The sequence below is a fragment of the Paenibacillus sambharensis genome, assembly GCF_003233845.1.
Taxonomy (GTDB): Bacteria; Bacillota; Bacilli; order Paenibacillales; family Paenibacillaceae; genus Paenibacillus_I; species Paenibacillus_I sambharensis.
In genome coordinates this window covers 1-15,702 of record NZ_QKRB01000059.1, presented here as the reverse complement: position 1 = coordinate 15,702, position 15,702 = coordinate 1, and the positions used below count along the sequence as shown (strand labels likewise).

Below are 15,702 nucleotides of genomic sequence, written 5' to 3'. Positions count from 1 at the left end.
TGTTTATTGCATACTAAAAATGCCGAAGATTGCAGCGTAAAAATGCTCAACTAGAAAGCAAAAAAGAGACACTTGTCAGGATCCCAACTTCCTCCTATCGTTAAGTTTGACGAGAACTAGCGAAGGAGTTACGAAAGGATGCTGAAAATGCCTCAACAACAATATATCAGATTTTTACGGGAAGCAGAAGGGCTTTCGGTAAACGAAATTGCTAGAGAAATGGGCATACATTGGCGGACAGCCAAGAAATATGCGGATCAGTCCAACTGGAATGAATCGCTGAAGAAAAAGAAGAGCAGAAGCCCGGTCATGGGGCCGTTTATGGATATCGTAGACACCTGGCTGGAGGAGGACCGCCTGCTCCCACGGAAGCAACGGCACACGGGAGTGCGAGTGTTCCAGCGTTTGCGAGACGAGTATGAGTTTACCGGCGGACAGCGTACCGTGCTTGCTTATGTAAAGAAGCGTAAGGCAGAATTGGCTCTGGAACGCGCCAAAATCTACGAGCGGCTCGAGCATCCAGCCGGTGAAGCGCAAGTGGATTTCACGACGATTGAGGTGAGCCAAGACCAGGAGCTGCTGACCTATAAACTGCTGGTCATCTCGTTTCCTTACAGCAACGCAGCGTACGTTTATCCGACCCCAGCAGAAAACCAGGAATGCTTTCTGGAAGCGTTAAAGCAATGCTTCGAGCAAATTGGAGGGGTTCCTTCTCGGATTTGGTTCGATAATCTGTCTGCTGCGGTTGTACATATTGAGAAGCATGGTGAACGGCAATTAACGGACGGGTTTCAGCGATTTTGTGCGCATTATCGGTTCGAAGCAGTGTTCTGCAACCCGTACAGCGGACATGAGAAAGGACATGTTGAGAATAAATGTGGGTACTCGAAACGGAACTGGGCTGTCCCGATCCCGATTTATGAGAGCCACGAGCAGCTTGCTGCTGTGTTTGCTAAGCAAGCCTTGCTAGACCAAGAGCGTACACACTATGCCAAGGGGCAGCGAATCGCTGACTTGTGGGAAGAGGAACGGGCAAAGTTACTTGTCTTGCCGGAGGTGGCTTTTGAAGCCTTTCGTATATCTGCTGCGGCGGTCAATAAATACGGAGAGATTCGAGTGGATGAAACCACCATTCCTATGCTGGGACTGGTTCAACCAGGAAGCCAGGTCATGATCCAAACCTACTGGGACCGCCTGGTTATCCTCAATAACAACCACCAGCTCGTAAGAGAAATCCCTCGGCCTTACACTGGCAAGACCGCTGACATTCCGTGGGAACAAGTCTTTACTAACTTGCTGCGCAAGCCGCGAAGTGTGACTCACTCTCAGTTCATTCGCATGCTGCCGCAAACGTTGCAGCTCTATGCTACGGTAAAGGAACTAGATATGCGCAAGGAACGCCTCCTAGCCCTAGCCCACTGGAGCAGCGTGTACACGATGAGGGAAATAGAGGATGCTCTCCACCTTCTCGGTACAGAAGCTACCGTTGAACGTATAACCGCTGTTCTCGGCATGAGGTCAGGCAGTCGGGATATACCGTCCGTTTTAGAGGAGACAATCTCACCGCCGAGTACCAAAGTGGAGTTTTCACTACAGCGCTATGACAAGCTGACGGGGGTGAGCTGACATGAAGCCAGAACTGGCCGATTTGTGCCGGCAGCTGCGGCTGGCACATGTCGTCGAACATGTTGCGCTGCAGCAGGACGAACAGCTGCATGGTGTGGTTCTGCAACTGCTAACGGCTGAACTGGATGGCCGCAGGCGTGCGAAACTGGGTAAGCTTGTCCAACAAGCTGGATTCCCACATATTAAGACCTTTGAGGGCTATGTGTATGACCACATCTCCTTTCCAAGCGGCAGCAGTCCCGCCATGCTGCTGGAACTCGGGTGGTTGGAGCGTAAGGAGAACCTGCTGCTCATGGGGGCAGTAGGCACCGGAAAAACGCATATGGCTACAGCACTCGGCGTAGAAGCATGCCGCCAAGGCAAGGCGGTGCAGTTTTACCGCGCTTCGGATCTAGTGGCTTTGCTGCAGGAGAAGTTTGCCTCAGGAACGGTGAACCGATTACGGGAGAAACTGCGAAAGGCTGACTTACTCATCTTGGATGAGGTCGGTTATGTACCTTTCAGCCAGACCGGCTCTGAGCTATTGTTTAATGTGATTGCCGACTGTTACGAAAGACAAAGCGTGATTGTAACGTCCAACTTAGAATTTGGCCAGTGGACGTCGATTTTCGGAGATACTAAGCTGACTTCCGCTCTTGTGGACCGGCTGGTACACCATGCTCATATTCTCTCATTCACGGGTGAGAGCTTCCGCTTCAAGCAAGCGATGGAACGAGTCCCCGTATAGCTTCATATCCTGGCAAATCTCTTAGGCACTTTTTGCTGCAATATTGAGCACTTTTTGCTTGCAAAACACACTTGTTGAACCAATTAACGTAATCGTATAATTCCACTTCTAGATGACGGAGACTCTGGAAGTTCATCTGGTTCACGAACTCTGTTTTCATGATTTTGTAGGTGGCTTCGGCTACAGCATTGTCGTATGGACAGCCTTTTTTACTAAGGGACCGGCCAATCTCAAACGTCCCTAGCAGCTCGTCAATCTTTTGGTTTTTAAACTCGCTACCCCGGTCAGTATGAAACCATTGAATCTCGCGTAAATCGCCCTCAACGCTTGCAAACGCACGGGAAATCAGAGCAGCGTCCTTATTTGGACCTGCACTATGGCCAATAATCTCTCTATTAAACAAATCGAGCAGCACACAAATATAGTGCCACTGGTTTTGAACCTTCACATAGGTCAGATCACTGACAACGAAGCGCTTGGCTTCCTCCTGCTCAAACTCACGGTCCAAAACATTCGCCGTTGCTGCTTCATTAGAAGCAGCTTTAAGGGGCTTGTATTGAGCCACTGTGTAGGTAGAAACCAACCCTTGCTCGTTCATAATCCGGCCAATGCGGCGTCTGGACGCGACTATTCCGCGTTCTTGGAGCTTCACCTTAAGCTTGCGTGTACCGTACGCTTTTCTATTCTTATGGAAAATCCCCACAATGGCTTCCGTTATATCGTCTTCATTCGGTTGTTCTTTCGCTTCATAGTAATACGTACTTCTTGCGATTTGCAGGACGTCGCACATTGCTGATACCGAGTATTTATCAAGGTTGTTTTGGATGATAGCTACTTTCGTCCCATGATCAGCGCGGCTTGCTTTAAAATATCCACCTCCATTTTCAGGCGCTCGTTCTCTTTTCGTAAAGTGAGCAGCTCATTTTCTTCTGGCGATCGATTATCCTTCTCCTTGAAGGAACCCGTTGTCTGAGCTTGCTTGATCCAGCGGTCTAAAGCGGAAGCTGTGAGGTCATACTCCTCCACAATCGCTGCTCTCGACTTCCCGTTTTCATAAAGCTCCACCATTTGTTTTTTGAATGCTGGGGTAAAGGTACGCCGTTGTTGTTTTGGCATTGTAGTGATCCGCTCCTTAAGATGATAGGTCTATTCTACAAGCCCTTATTTTTTCTGTCCAACTAAGTGTAGCCGATCCACTTAGCCCGTGCAGGGTTGTCTGCTAATTCCGCTTCTCCGAAGATTCTCTACCGACCAAGGGCCGTCAGGCCCGCTGTGTGAATACGTTGTTAAGCGATGCCCCGACTTCTTCGGTACACTCACAAAATTATTGGTTTATAACTAAATGCAGATCAAGGAGCCGTCAGGCGACGCAGCGTGAATATGGTGTTATAAGATGTGGGGGCCTTCTTGAATATACCTTCATATGTTTTTGTTCTCCTTGTTCATTAATTCTTCTTCAAATATTTGCTTTAATTGATTGCTCACGATGAGATAATCCACTTCTCCTCTTGTAACGTAGATATTCTCTTTATCATATTGAATTCGCACTTCTGATCTGTTCTTTAATCGAATAGCAATTCCTGAAACAATGCTTGGGCTTGATGAATCCTTCCAACTTGTTGCTAGCGGAGATGATGAATTAAATGTTCTAATGATTCTCTGTATCTGATCGTCATTTAAATTTATATCAATATGTTTAAAAGTCGAGTTAATAAGTACAACTTTACTCATTCTAATACTATCAATATCTTGTTCTTCTATTTTCTGGTGCATGGATAATTGATCCATAAATTTCCCATTTGAGTCGTCTGTTAAATACGAGTAAAAAATAACAGCACTAAATATCATGAACACAGTAATCAAACCAATTATTGCTTTGTTATTGATTGTATTCATCACTTGCCCCCATTTCTTATAACGTTGTTGTATTCACGAACCCGAGAGGCTTAAGTGACCAAAGGGAACGGCCGCGATGCGGTTAGGTAGTGCAGGGTTGTCCGCCTGATCCAACTTCCTCGAAACTCCACGGCGCGGACCGAGGGCCGTTAGGCCCGATGCGTGAATGTGGTGTTATCCGAAGCATCAGGCATCTGTGTATCACATTCAAAGATCTTCTATACTTATCCATTTATCTGTAATCGGGTCATACATTTCAATATCATTATTCATTTCCTGTATCTTTAATTTTTGAATTTCATCTAATGTTAATTGACCATGATTCACCCGTACAAGCCAAGACTTAGTCTCCTTCCAAGGTATAAAACTATCTGAAAGTGACTTGTCTATAACATCCTCGCCCAAGAAATATCTTTTTGTATATTCTTTAAAAGTTAAGTATGGATACTTAGATCTTGCAATGCTAAATCCATTTACAAGAGATCCAATATTCCGATATCCAAGGTCCAATGCCATTAACTCATTTACATTATATTCAATCTGCATGTCCTGCATCTTTACACATGCATTGACTAACTCTTTTATGTTGCCACCAGCCAAATAATGAGATTCTATCTGAGGTATTGAAAGTGGTAGGTCTTTTTCCTTTGATGTAAGTAACGCCGAAACTACATCAGTATTCAATGACTTTCTAACAGACATAGCCAAGGCAGTAGTAAAACCTTCTCCAGATTTAATCAAGCGGATAAAGTTTATCATGAATGATAATCCTCCATTTCTATTTGCACTTTGGGATGTTTCGGATAACGTTCAGGCATTCACGAACCCTCACTGCCTTAAGGGAACGTAGTGACCGGCCGCGACGCGGTTAGGCAGTGCAGGGTTGTCCGCCTGATTCCTCTTCATCGAAAACCATCGGGCGGACCAAGGGGCGCGGTAGCGACCCGCAGCGTGAATGCGGTGTTAGCTGATGTTGGGCACTTCTTCGAATAACTTAAACTCCGTCTTTAATCATTCTGTCTAGATCTTTAATACTCAACTGAGTCGCGTGAAAACTATTGCCCTCAAATACGATTCCTTCTACTAGAGCATTCTTGAAATTAACAGAACACAGTGCACAATTGATAAATTGAGCATCTTTCATATCTGCTTCCTCAAAAATACATGTCTTTAAGTTGCAGTCAAAAAATCTCGAACCAATAAATTTCGAACCTGTAAAATCTAAGGCTAAATAACAGGCCTCAAATGTGATTCCACTTAAATCTTGATTCCTCAGCTTACCGTCAGTTAGTACTTCGACGTTGCGAAAGTGTTTAATACCGTTGCTAAGATAGCTAATGAAACGATTAAATGTTATTTCTTGATCTTGTATTAATCGAACTTCTTCCATGATTTACACCTCGATTCGCCCAATTTCAGCTAACACTATATTCACGCATCGGGTCGCTGTCGCGCCCCTCGGTCCGCCCGTGGATTTTCGAGGAAGCATAAACAGGCGAACAACCCTGCACTGCCTAACCGCATCGCGGCCGCTCTCGTAGGTCGCTTAAGGCAGTGAGGGTTCGTGAATGCCTGAACGTTATGCGATGCCCCTGACTCCCTTGAGATACTTCAACATTACCGGTCTCATTAATAGTTCTCTAATTCTCTTTCCAAATCATTTTTAAGCACTTCCACTTCTAATACAGCCGAATCATCATTATTGAAAAATATAGAGGGTCTAACCCCGTCTGCTAACATTTGAATTAGGAAAGTATCAATGAATTCTTGGAGATCGATGGCTTCTGCTTTATAAACACTCCAATCGTCATTTTCTCAGTATTCAGCAAACTCTTTCCGAGGCCAAAAAGGAAATAAATAATTCCCCGAATCGTCAGCGCTTGCTGCCCAACCATCATCGTATAATCCCCAAACCTCTTCTCGGTCGACGACCTGCTTGATAAAATACTCATATCTGATATTGGCTGGTTGCTTAATGAGCGATTCAAACTCTTTATTATTCATAGTCTCTGCACCTTTTTTTTATGTTTGTTCCCAGGGGTTTCGCATAACGTCTTACGCATTCACGAACCCGAGAGGCTTTAGCTGCCGTCTGTGTCTCTCTCGAATAATCTATGAGTTATCTTTTATTCATGTATTCTTTTATGTCACTTATCTCATTTGAAATTATCTCTATTTCTTCGGATTTACTGTTCATCAAAATATACGTGGGATACTTTGTGATATGAAATCTTTCATGACGGGGATTAAAGCTAACTAATGTAATGCCTTTAATTAGTATCTCATCCTTATCCGGTTCATTCTTATCTTCGTAAACAAATAATACTAGAGTATCTTGATCAATAACGTTTTGCTTATAAGATGTATATATGAAAAATAAAACCACAATGGATATGAACAATATGAAGAGAGTCCTCGGTTTTTCATTTTTTTTGTCTTTCATGTCTTCCCCCCACAGATTTCGTATAACGTCTCTCGCATTCACGAACCTCCGTAGGAGGTTGTCCTCGGCAAACGGCATCATTGAAAGCATCCTGCGGACCAAGGGCGCCAGCCCGATGAGTGAATGCGGTGTTATAAGATGTAGCCGCCTTCTTCGAATTACCTACAAGTATGTTCTTTGCAACATTCAGCTATCGTACCCGTTAGCTTAATGACTTACTCTGTTGTTCAAATTCGTGTTCCTTTACAAATAAAGCGGCATCAGAGAAGGCAAATCGTACCTTATCACGGCTTTTAAACGACAAAATGGTGCCAATAGCCATATCCCATAGCCGCATCGAAATAATGAGCCTAATCCGACAGTGCCCGCATGATGTTAGATTTCGCTTCTGCCGCAATCGCTTCATTCCCATCATCGACCGCTTGCATTAAGATCAGTACGGGGATGTATACCGCGATCAGCCGCGCCAGCAGCTTCGTTTCCTCGTCCGCTCCTCCGTATGTTTCGAAAAACACGCCGCGAGCGTAAGGTGGCAAAAAGCTGTAAGCAACGCTCAAATCGCAGGCCGGATGGCCTACGCTCAGATCGCCCCAATCAATGATGCCGGAAACGATTCCTTTCTCATTCACAAGAATATTCTTGAAATGAAGATCGCCATGTAGCATTGCATTCACTGCCTCGACACGGTTCGTTTGTAACCTGCTAATATACGCTTCGAACACACCGGACTCCTCCGGCGACAAGTGTTCAACCACCTTCGATAGAAAGCCCGCCAATTTCACTTTGCGCGATGCTATGTCTGTCAAACTTCGATGATCTTGCTGAACTCCGCACTTCAGCGCCGCCTGCACCGGAAACTCATGCAATCTCCGCAAAAATTTCGCCAGCGTCTCTGCCGATAAAGCCCGGCGTTCTTCCGTCAAACCGATGGGGAAATCTCCTGGCACGTAGGCATAGCCAAGAAATGGTGCAGGGTATTCGTCACTTGCTTCGCCATAAAACAACGGTTTCGGATAAGGGATGGTCATATATGCCTCCAGCATCGGCAGCAGCTTCCCTTCCATACGAATCGAGCTAACTGCAATCGTTCTTCTTGGAAACCGGAACACGTACTCGTTACCGATGAGAAAAACCGTATTATCCCAGCCCCAGCCCAATCGCTTCACTTGCTTCGATGACAGCTGAGGGAATTGTCTGCCGATCAGCGTCCGCGCCTGCTCTTCGTTAACCTCCCACTCTGCATCCCATACATTTGTTCCTCCCATGAAATGTATGCCTCCTCGTTCCTTACTTTATTTAGCCCTTTACATTCCCTGGAAGTTGCACATAATTGCCAGTTAGCTTAAGCTGTGATGAAAGATTTATGCTTTTGCGGCTATTTCTTATAACGTCTCTTGCATTCACGAACCCGAGAGGCTTAAGCTGCCGAGGCGATCAAACGAAGTGATCGCCGGCCGGGTCGAAGACTTGGCCTCGCAGGTGTTGTCCGCTGAATCCGCCTCCTCGTAATGCCCCAAGCGGACCGAGGGGAGTAAGCCCCGATGCGTGAATGCGGTGTTATCGGAAGTCTGCAACTTCTATGAAACACATTCAATCTAGATATTTAAACGTGGAGTTTTCGTCCCTGTATATTACTTCTTTATAGTTATTACTGCCTTTTTCCTTTAGTTTACTTTCCAATTCATTTTCTCGAATGTTATAGTGCCGTTTGTTTAAATACCCCACTGTTCTTAAGGTTGGGTGTTCAACTATTGGTACCAAATCACCATCCAGTACGCTAGTATTAACAAATCGAAAATCTATTAGATTTGGAAATTCTTTAAGGAAGGTTAGATTCTCTAATTGACCGCAATCATTCAGGCATAGAACACGAAGGTTTTTTAGCGACAAAAGTTCAACCGAAATCTCTAATTTCTTCGACTGATTAATATGCAGATGTTCTAAAGTTTTAGAGATATTTGACAAACCACTATCGTTTTGCAACTTTGTACAATAGTGCAATTCTAACCTCTTCAAATTGCTATATCTGTCTATTGCATTAAGGTTGTGAATATTAGACCAATTTAGCTCCAGATATAAAAGTCTACTTGAAGCAGGTATATTTGATAAATCACGAGTTTTATTCTTGTGATACCAGAGAGCTAGATACTCAATGTCTTGTATGTTGTGATTTGTTAACTTTTCTTTCTTTAAATCTAATTGAATGAATTGATCGTTAGGTATTTGTTCAAACCAGATTGTATTTTGTCTCCAATGCTCCATTGAATCACCTGCTAGATATGATTTTTGCAGATTTCCGATAACGTGCATGTATTCATGAACCCTCACTGGCTTAAGGGGCGTTAGCCCCGGGTCCGACGGGCTTAGCCAGTGCAGGGTTGTCTGCTGGTTCCACTTCTTCGAAAATCCTCTGCAGACCAAGGGCCGTCAGGCCCGCCGCGTGAATACGGTGTTATATGAACTTACTGCCATCTTCGAGTTTCATTCGATGTTCTGTTCATTATTAGTAGAGATATTGGTGATTGTTTTTATAATTCCTTTCATTCTCTCATATAAGTCCTCTAATGTTTTATGTTCTTCTCTATATACTGGTTGTTCCCAGTTTTTTTCTTTAATAATGTATACAACAAATTTTCCGTTACCTTTAGATGCATCACCATACCAGCCAACATCTAAAATGTAACTATTAGGATATTCAATCTGTACCATGTCTTCCGTTACCCATTCTAAATCTGTTAGATCTTCTGGGCTTAATTTATATGGATTATATGTTATTTTCCCTGGTTTAAACTCGAAGTTTTCAAACATGTTTGTACTCCGTTCTTTAAGGGTTTATCAATCCCCAGCAGTAATTTCATATAACGTGCATGTATTCACGAACCCTCACTGGCTTAAGCTGCCAACCAATCAAGCGAAGCGATCGGATTCCCGGGTCGAAGACTTAGGCAGTGCAGGGTTGTCTGCTGATTGCGCTTCCCCGAAAAACCTCTTGCAGATCAAGGAGCCGTCAGGCGACGCAGCGTGAATATGGTGTTATGTGAAGTTCTCCACTTCTTCGAATAACTCAAAAAATAACTTCTGATAAATCTAATTCTTTAGTTTTTATCTCAATCCATTTATCTACTTCATAAATAGCGATATCTTCTACTTCAATTAATAATATGCTTTTTCCTAATCGAACCGTTAGAATATTATCCCATTCTATCTGTTCAATTCTACCTCTTATGTGTACCTGGTTGTCCTTTAAATATATCTTTTCTTCTTTTTCTTCAACACAGACTACATCCTGATTAAAAATTAAGATTCCAGATACATCCAACTCAACATCCACATCAGTGCCTATAAATACTTTTTCTTGAGATTTCCAGACACCAATGCCTTCACCGATTGGGCATGTAAAAGTAACCATTATTTTGTTCTTTTTATGAATTTGAATTCCCAATATTTTTATCCTCATTGTCTCAACTTCCATTATTTTTATTTAGATGTTTTGGGGAATTTCAGATAACGTTCAGGCATTCACGAACCCTTACTGGCTTAAATGAGTGAAGCGAGCGGGTCCGACGGACTTAGCCAGTGCAGGGTTGTCCGCCTGTTCCAACTCCCTCGAAAATCCTCGGGCGGACCAAGGGCCGCGACAGCGGCCCGCAGCGTGAATGCGGTGTTATATGAAGTGGTCGACTTCTTTGATATGCTATCAATTCTTTATTTCAATTCTAATCCCTAGGGCTCCCCATTTCTTTTCTTGCTCTGGACTATATATCTCATATGTACCAGTTATCATCTCATCCATGCTCCAGCCTTCACAGCCAAACTCTTTAAAAGGATGGGCACGATATAATTCTTCAAAGGTCTTATAAATCAACAACTCTTTAACAACAGCCTCTACTGATTTAGATTTACCTGGCAACTGATAAAAGATTATTGAATCATTGATGTTTATTCTTCTTCGCTTCTCATCATATAAACGAACTTCAATACGTTTGTGCCCCGATACTAATGAGTTAAAGTATTCGGGGTATAATGTCATTTCGTGCTTCATTGTTTCTTCCCTCACTGTCAGCTTTTTCGACCATTTCATATAACGTTAAGGCATTCACGAACCCTCACTGGCTTAAGCTGCCAACCAATCAAGCTTAGCGATCGGATCGACGGGTCGAAGACTTAGCCAGTGCAGGGTTGTCTGCTGATTTCGCTTCCTCGAAAAACCTCTGCAGACCAAGGGCCATCAGGCCCGCAGCGTGAATACGGTGTTAGGCGTTGTTAAAATGGGCGACTTCGTATGAATGGCTATCAAATTTCAATTACCCTGCTTCCGTTAAGGAAGCAATCCATATTCAGAGGCCTGCCCACGAACTTAAATCAAAGTTTCCGCTAAGGAAATTACCGCCCGTTCATTAATTCCTTCATCAATGTGTTTGTTAGTCTTTCGCCCAATTTTAATGACGCTTAACGTTGTTGTATTCACGAACCCGAGAGGCTTAAGTTGCCGTTGCGATTATGCAAAGCAATCGCCTAGCCGTGTCGCCAGACTTAGCCTCGCAGGGTTATCTGCTAGAACCAACTTCCTCGAATTTACTTCTGGCAGATCAAGGAGCCGTCAGGCGACGCAGCGTGAATATGGTGTTATCTGAAGTTACTGTCTTCTTTGAGTTACATCACAAATATTTAGATTAATCACTTTTCATTAGGTATATTAGATCGTATCCGTTCTCATCATTAAGATTAGACGGGTAATACTCCTCGCCTTTTTCATTCACTTTAATTGTAAGTTTGTTCCCATCCAGTTTATAAAGCCCGAATCCGTTCTTCCTGTCCCCCGTTGCATCCACTAGTTTCATAATTATCTTGTCACTATTGATTTCATATGACCCTTTATATACTTTATCAGAGTCTTTTATAGTTAATTGGTCTTGTTTAAATTCCCATACATGATCTTCATATAGAGTTTCATTCATTTCGTCACTTGGTTTCCATATGCCTATAAGTTTATTCTCATCTGAGGAGCATCCCAATATGATTAATAAGTAACAGGCAATTATAATAGTGGTTCTAAATTTTCTCAACATCTATGAAAAACCCTCCATTAAATAGTTTTACAGTAATTTCAGATAACGTTCTTGCATTCACGAACCCTCACTGCCTTAAGCTGCGGACCGATGCAGCGCAGCGATCGGTCCGCCGGGTCGGAGACTTAGCCAGTGCAGGGTTGTCCGCTGATTTGGCTGCTTCAGGAAATGCTTCTTGCGGACCGAGGGGCGTTAGCCCCGATGCGTGAATGCGGTGTTATGTGATGTCCCCGACTTCCTGAATAATCCCACGTAGGTTTCCATAGTCCTTAATAAGTTCCTTCAGTTCTTCAAGAGTATTATTTATATATGACTGGTCAGAGTGTATTTCAAATATTAGTTCATTAATACTATCTGGATGTTCTTGATAGCGACCTTTAATCTCGATAATTCCTCCTGGCATATACTGCAGTTCAAAATTTAAGGACCGGTCAAAATTACTATATTCCACTTTACCTGAGCAATGCTGGTGGACTGTTAGTAATGATTTATAAAAGGTGTACAGTTCACCGGTAGTGAACCAGAGCTCTCCACTAGCATTGAAGTTCCCGCTCTTTATTTCAACATTACCTGAGACTTCGTACCCCCCCCAGAAAGAAGTCTGTTCAGGAAATCCTATTACATTACTTAGAGTAAATTTTATAAATTCACTCTCACTCTTTATGATTATTATTTCCTGCTTCATTGTCACACGCTCTTTCGGGGATTTCACATAACGTGCATGTATTCACGAACCCTCACTGGCTTAAGCTGCAAACCGATTAAGCGAAGCGATCGGATCGCCGGGTCGAAGACTTAGCCAGTGCAGGGTTGTCTGCTGATTTCGCTTCCTCGAAAAACCTCTGCAGACCAAGGGCCGCCAGGCCCGCCGCGTGAATACGGTGTTATAAGATGTCCCCGCCTTCTTCGAGATACATTACAATACTGTTCCTGTTCTATGCCTTTTTAATATTATTACTTAACTAATTAGAGTTTCTTAACTTCAACCTTCTTGGCTAGTATCCATCCGTTTAACCCATAGGATGAAGAAATAATGTAATATACATATCCTTCATTTATTAATAATGCATACAAGTTCTCTACATTATCATAATATCTTGGCCAACAATAATCCTTTCGTTCATCAAGTAGTATTTGGTTTTCCTCAATAAATAAGGAGACTGGATACTCGCCTATATCTAATATGATGCTTCCAGGCAATTCATTAACAAACATGTGAGCCATAACCCCAGTAAAGATAATTTCAATAATTTCATCATTATATTTTGTTTTAAAAGTGATAACTTGATTTGAAAGTTCAATTTGATATGACAATATCTCATTATCATGAACATAATTCATCCTGAACTTCGTCCTTTAAGAAAGTATTTTTGGTTCTAATAAATTTTCTCGCGGGGATTTCTTATAACGTTCAGGCATTCACGAACCCTCACCACCTTAAGGAAATCTGGGAGGCTTAGATAGCTCTTATCTTAGCCTCCCAGATTTCCGGCCGCGATGCGGTTAGGTGGTGCAGGGTGTGTTTTGCAAGCAAAAAGTGCTCAATATTGCAGCAAAAAGTGCCTAAGAGATTTGCCAGGATATGAAGCTATACGGGGACTCGTTCCATCGCTTGCTTGAAGCGGAAGCTCTCACCCGTGAATGAGAGAATATGAGCATGGTGTACCAGCCGGTCCACAAGAGCGGAAGTCAGCTTAGTATCTCCGAAAATCGACGTCCACTGGCCAAATTCTAAGTTGGACGTTACAATCACGCTTTGTCTTTCGTAACAGTCGGCAATCACATTAAACAATAGCTCAGAGCCGGTCTGGCTGAAAGGTACATAACCGACCTCATCCAAGATGAGTAAGTCAGCCTTTCGCAGTTTCTCCCGTAATCGGTTCACCGTTCCTGAGGCAAACTTCTCCTGCAGCAAAGCCACTAGATCCGAAGCGCGGTAAAACTGCACCGCCTTGCCTTGGCGGCATGCTTCTACGCCGAGTGCTGTAGCCATATGCGTTTTTCCGGTGCCTACTGCCCCCATGAGCAGCAGGTTCTCCTTACGCTCCAACCACCCGAGTTCCAGCAGCATGGCGGGACTGCTGCCGCTTGGAAAGGAGATGTGGTCATACACATAGCCCTCAAAGGTCTTAATATGTGGGAATCCAGCTTGTTGGACAAGCTTACCCAGTTTCGCACGCCTGCGGCCATCCAGTTCAGCCGTTAGCAGTTGCAGAACCACACCATGCAGCTGTTCGTCCTGCTGCAGCGCAACATGTTCGACGACATGTGCCAGCCGCAGCTGCCGGCACAAATCGGCCAGTTCTGGCTTCATGTCAGCTCACCCCCGTCAGCTTGTCATAGCGCTGTAGTGAAAACTCCACTTTGGTACTCGGCGGTGAGATTGTCTCCTCTAAAACGGACGGTATATCCCGACTGCCTGACCTCATGCCGAGAACAGCGGTTATACGTTCAACGGTAGCTTCTGTACCGAGAAGGTGGAGAGCATCCTCTATTTCCCTCATCGTGTACACGCTGCTCCAGTGGGCTAGGGCTAGGAGGCGTTCCTTGCGCATATCTAGTTCCTTTACCGTAGCATAGAGCTGCAACGTTTGCGGCAGCATGCGAATGAACTGAGAGTGAGTCACACTTCGCGGCTTGCGCAGCAAGTTAGTAAAGACTTGTTCCCACGGAATGTCAGCGGTCTTGCCAGTGTAAGGCCGAGGGATTTCTCTTACGAGCTGGTGGTTGTTATTGAGGATAACCAGGCGGTCCCAGTAGGTTTGGATCATGACCTGGCTTCCTGGTTGAACCAGTCCCAGCATAGGAATGGTGGTTTCATCCACTCGAATCTCTCCGTATTTATTGACCGCCGCAGCAGATATACGAAAGGCTTCAAAAGCCACCTCCGGCAAGACAAGTAACTTTGCCCGTTCCTCTTCCCACAAGTCAGCGATTCGCTGCCCCTTGGCATAGTGTGTACGCTCTTGGTCTAGCAAGGCTTGCTTAGCAAACACAGCAGCAAGCTGCTCGTGGCTCTCATAAATCGGGATCGGGACAGCCCAGTTCCGTTTCGAGTACCCACATTTATTCTCAACATGTCCTTTCTCATGTCCGCTGTACGGGTTGCAGAACACTGCTTCGAACCGATAATGCGCACAAAATCGCTGAAACCCGTCCGTTAATTGCCGTTCACCATGCTTCTCAATATGTACAACCGCAGCAGACAGATTATCGAACCAAATCCGAGAAGGAACCCCTCCAATTTGCTCGAAGCATTGCTTTAACGCTTCCAGAAAGCATTCCTGGTTTTCTGCTGGGGTCGGATAAACGTACGCTGCGTTGCTGTAAGGAAACGAGATGACCAGCAGTTTATAGGTCAGCAGCTCCTGGTCTTGGCTCACCTCAATCGTCGTGAAATCCACTTGCGCTTCACCGGCTGGATGCTCGAGCCGCTCGTAGATTTTGGCGCGTTCCAGAGCCAATTCTGCCTTACGCTTCTTTACATAAGCAAGCACGGTACGCTGTCCGCCGGTAAACTCATACTCGTCTCGCAAACGCTGGAACACTCGCACTCCCGTGTGCCGTTGCTTCCGTGGGAGCAGGCGGTCCTCCTCCAGCCAGGTGTCTACGATATCCATAAACGGCCCCATGACCGGGCTTCTGCTCTTCTTTTTCTTCAGCGATTCATTCCAGTTGGACTGATCCGCATATTTCTTGGCTGTCCGCCAATGTATGCCCATTTCTCTAGCAATTTCGTTTACCGAAAGCCCTTCTGCTTCCCGTAAAAATCTGATATATTGTTGTTGAGGCATTTTCAGCATCCTTTCGTAACTCCTTCGCTAGTTCTCGTCAAACTTAACGATAGGAGGAAGTTGGGATCCTGACAAGTGTCTCTTTTTTGCTTTCTAGTTGAGCATTTTTACGCTGCAATCTTCGGCATTTTTAGTATGCAATAAACA

Annotated in this window: 16 protein-coding genes and 2 pseudogenes; 2 read left to right on the top strand and 16 right to left on the bottom strand. The window is 44.4% G+C overall.

Translation table 11 applies throughout. The features are described from left to right. Positions 1–147: 147 nt before the first annotated feature. Both istA (DNH61_RS24730) and istB (DNH61_RS24725) read left to right on the top strand, forming a co-directional pair. On the top strand, positions 148–1,626 hold the full coding sequence (istA, locus tag DNH61_RS24730; protein WP_181438570.1) for an IS21 family transposase: 1,479 nt from the start codon (positions 148–150) through the stop codon (positions 1,624–1,626). A 1-nt stretch (position 1,627) separates the two neighbouring features. Continuing rightward, positions 1,628–2,353 (top strand): IS21-like element helper ATPase IstB, encoded by a 726-nt coding sequence (gene istB, locus DNH61_RS24725; RefSeq protein WP_111145329.1) that lies wholly within the window; start codon positions 1,628–1,630, stop codon positions 2,351–2,353. A gap of 73 nt (positions 2,354–2,426) precedes the next feature. On the opposite strand, the pseudogene DNH61_RS24720 reads toward istB (DNH61_RS24725), so the two are convergent. From DNH61_RS24720 to istA (DNH61_RS24640), 16 genes and pseudogenes are all read right to left on the bottom strand, one after another. Beyond that, positions 2,427–3,469, bottom strand: a pseudogene (locus DNH61_RS24720) (IS3 family transposase); the annotation flags it as partial. A gap of 303 nt (positions 3,470–3,772) precedes the next feature. Next, positions 3,773–4,249: a hypothetical protein gene (locus DNH61_RS24710; RefSeq protein ID WP_111149640.1), complete on the bottom strand. Its 477-nt coding sequence runs from the start codon at positions 4,247–4,249 to the stop codon at positions 3,773–3,775. 207 nt (positions 4,250–4,456) lie between these two features. Then, entirely contained in the window at positions 4,457–5,008 is a 552-nt protein-coding gene (locus DNH61_RS24705) for a flotillin-like FloA family protein (RefSeq protein WP_111149639.1), read from the bottom strand. 235 nt (positions 5,009–5,243) lie between these two features. Continuing rightward, the gene (locus tag DNH61_RS24700) at positions 5,244–5,639 is read right to left on the bottom strand and encodes a pentapeptide repeat-containing protein (protein ID WP_111149638.1); all 396 of its coding nucleotides are present in this window, start codon (positions 5,637–5,639) and stop codon (positions 5,244–5,246) included. A gap of 239 nt (positions 5,640–5,878) precedes the next feature. Continuing rightward, positions 5,879–6,253, bottom strand: a pseudogene (locus DNH61_RS24695) (DUF2750 domain-containing protein). Positions 6,254–6,368: 115 nt separating this feature from the next. Beyond that, the gene (locus tag DNH61_RS24690; RefSeq protein ID WP_146241147.1) at positions 6,369–6,692 is read right to left on the bottom strand and encodes a hypothetical protein; all 324 of its coding nucleotides are present in this window, start codon (positions 6,690–6,692) and stop codon (positions 6,369–6,371) included. A gap of 350 nt (positions 6,693–7,042) precedes the next feature. Next, complete coding sequence (locus DNH61_RS24685; protein WP_111149635.1) at positions 7,043–7,957, bottom strand: phosphotransferase; 915 nt, start codon at positions 7,955–7,957, stop codon at positions 7,043–7,045. Between the two features lie 325 nt (positions 7,958–8,282). After that, entirely contained in the window at positions 8,283–8,954 is a 672-nt protein-coding gene (locus DNH61_RS24680; RefSeq protein ID WP_111149633.1) for a hypothetical protein, read from the bottom strand. Between the two features lie 219 nt (positions 8,955–9,173). Next, complete coding sequence (locus DNH61_RS24675) at positions 9,174–9,500, bottom strand: hypothetical protein (RefSeq protein ID WP_111149631.1); 327 nt, start codon at positions 9,498–9,500, stop codon at positions 9,174–9,176. Between the two features lie 256 nt (positions 9,501–9,756). Continuing rightward, complete coding sequence (locus DNH61_RS24670) at positions 9,757–10,134, bottom strand: hypothetical protein (protein WP_181438859.1); 378 nt, start codon at positions 10,132–10,134, stop codon at positions 9,757–9,759. A 255-nt stretch (positions 10,135–10,389) separates the two neighbouring features. Beyond that, positions 10,390–10,734, bottom strand: a complete 345-nt coding sequence (locus DNH61_RS24665) for an ASCH domain-containing protein (protein ID WP_111149627.1) — start codon at positions 10,732–10,734, stop codon at positions 10,390–10,392. Between the two features lie 631 nt (positions 10,735–11,365). Continuing rightward, positions 11,366–11,761, bottom strand: coding sequence for a hypothetical protein (locus DNH61_RS24660; protein ID WP_111149626.1), 396 nt, complete (start codon positions 11,759–11,761; stop codon positions 11,366–11,368). Positions 11,762–11,978: 217 nt separating this feature from the next. Beyond that, entirely contained in the window at positions 11,979–12,446 is a 468-nt protein-coding gene (locus tag DNH61_RS24655; protein ID WP_111149624.1) for a WapI family immunity protein, read from the bottom strand. A gap of 281 nt (positions 12,447–12,727) precedes the next feature. Beyond that, positions 12,728–13,102, bottom strand: coding sequence for a hypothetical protein (locus tag DNH61_RS24650; protein ID WP_111149622.1), 375 nt, complete (start codon positions 13,100–13,102; stop codon positions 12,728–12,730). Between the two features lie 247 nt (positions 13,103–13,349). Continuing rightward, the gene (istB, locus tag DNH61_RS24645) at positions 13,350–14,075 is read right to left on the bottom strand and encodes an IS21-like element helper ATPase IstB (protein ID WP_111145329.1); all 726 of its coding nucleotides are present in this window, start codon (positions 14,073–14,075) and stop codon (positions 13,350–13,352) included. A 1-nt stretch (position 14,076) separates the two neighbouring features. Then, positions 14,077–15,555, bottom strand: coding sequence for an IS21 family transposase (gene istA / locus DNH61_RS24640; protein ID WP_181438570.1), 1,479 nt, complete (start codon positions 15,553–15,555; stop codon positions 14,077–14,079). Between the last annotated feature and the right edge of the window lie 147 nt (positions 15,556–15,702).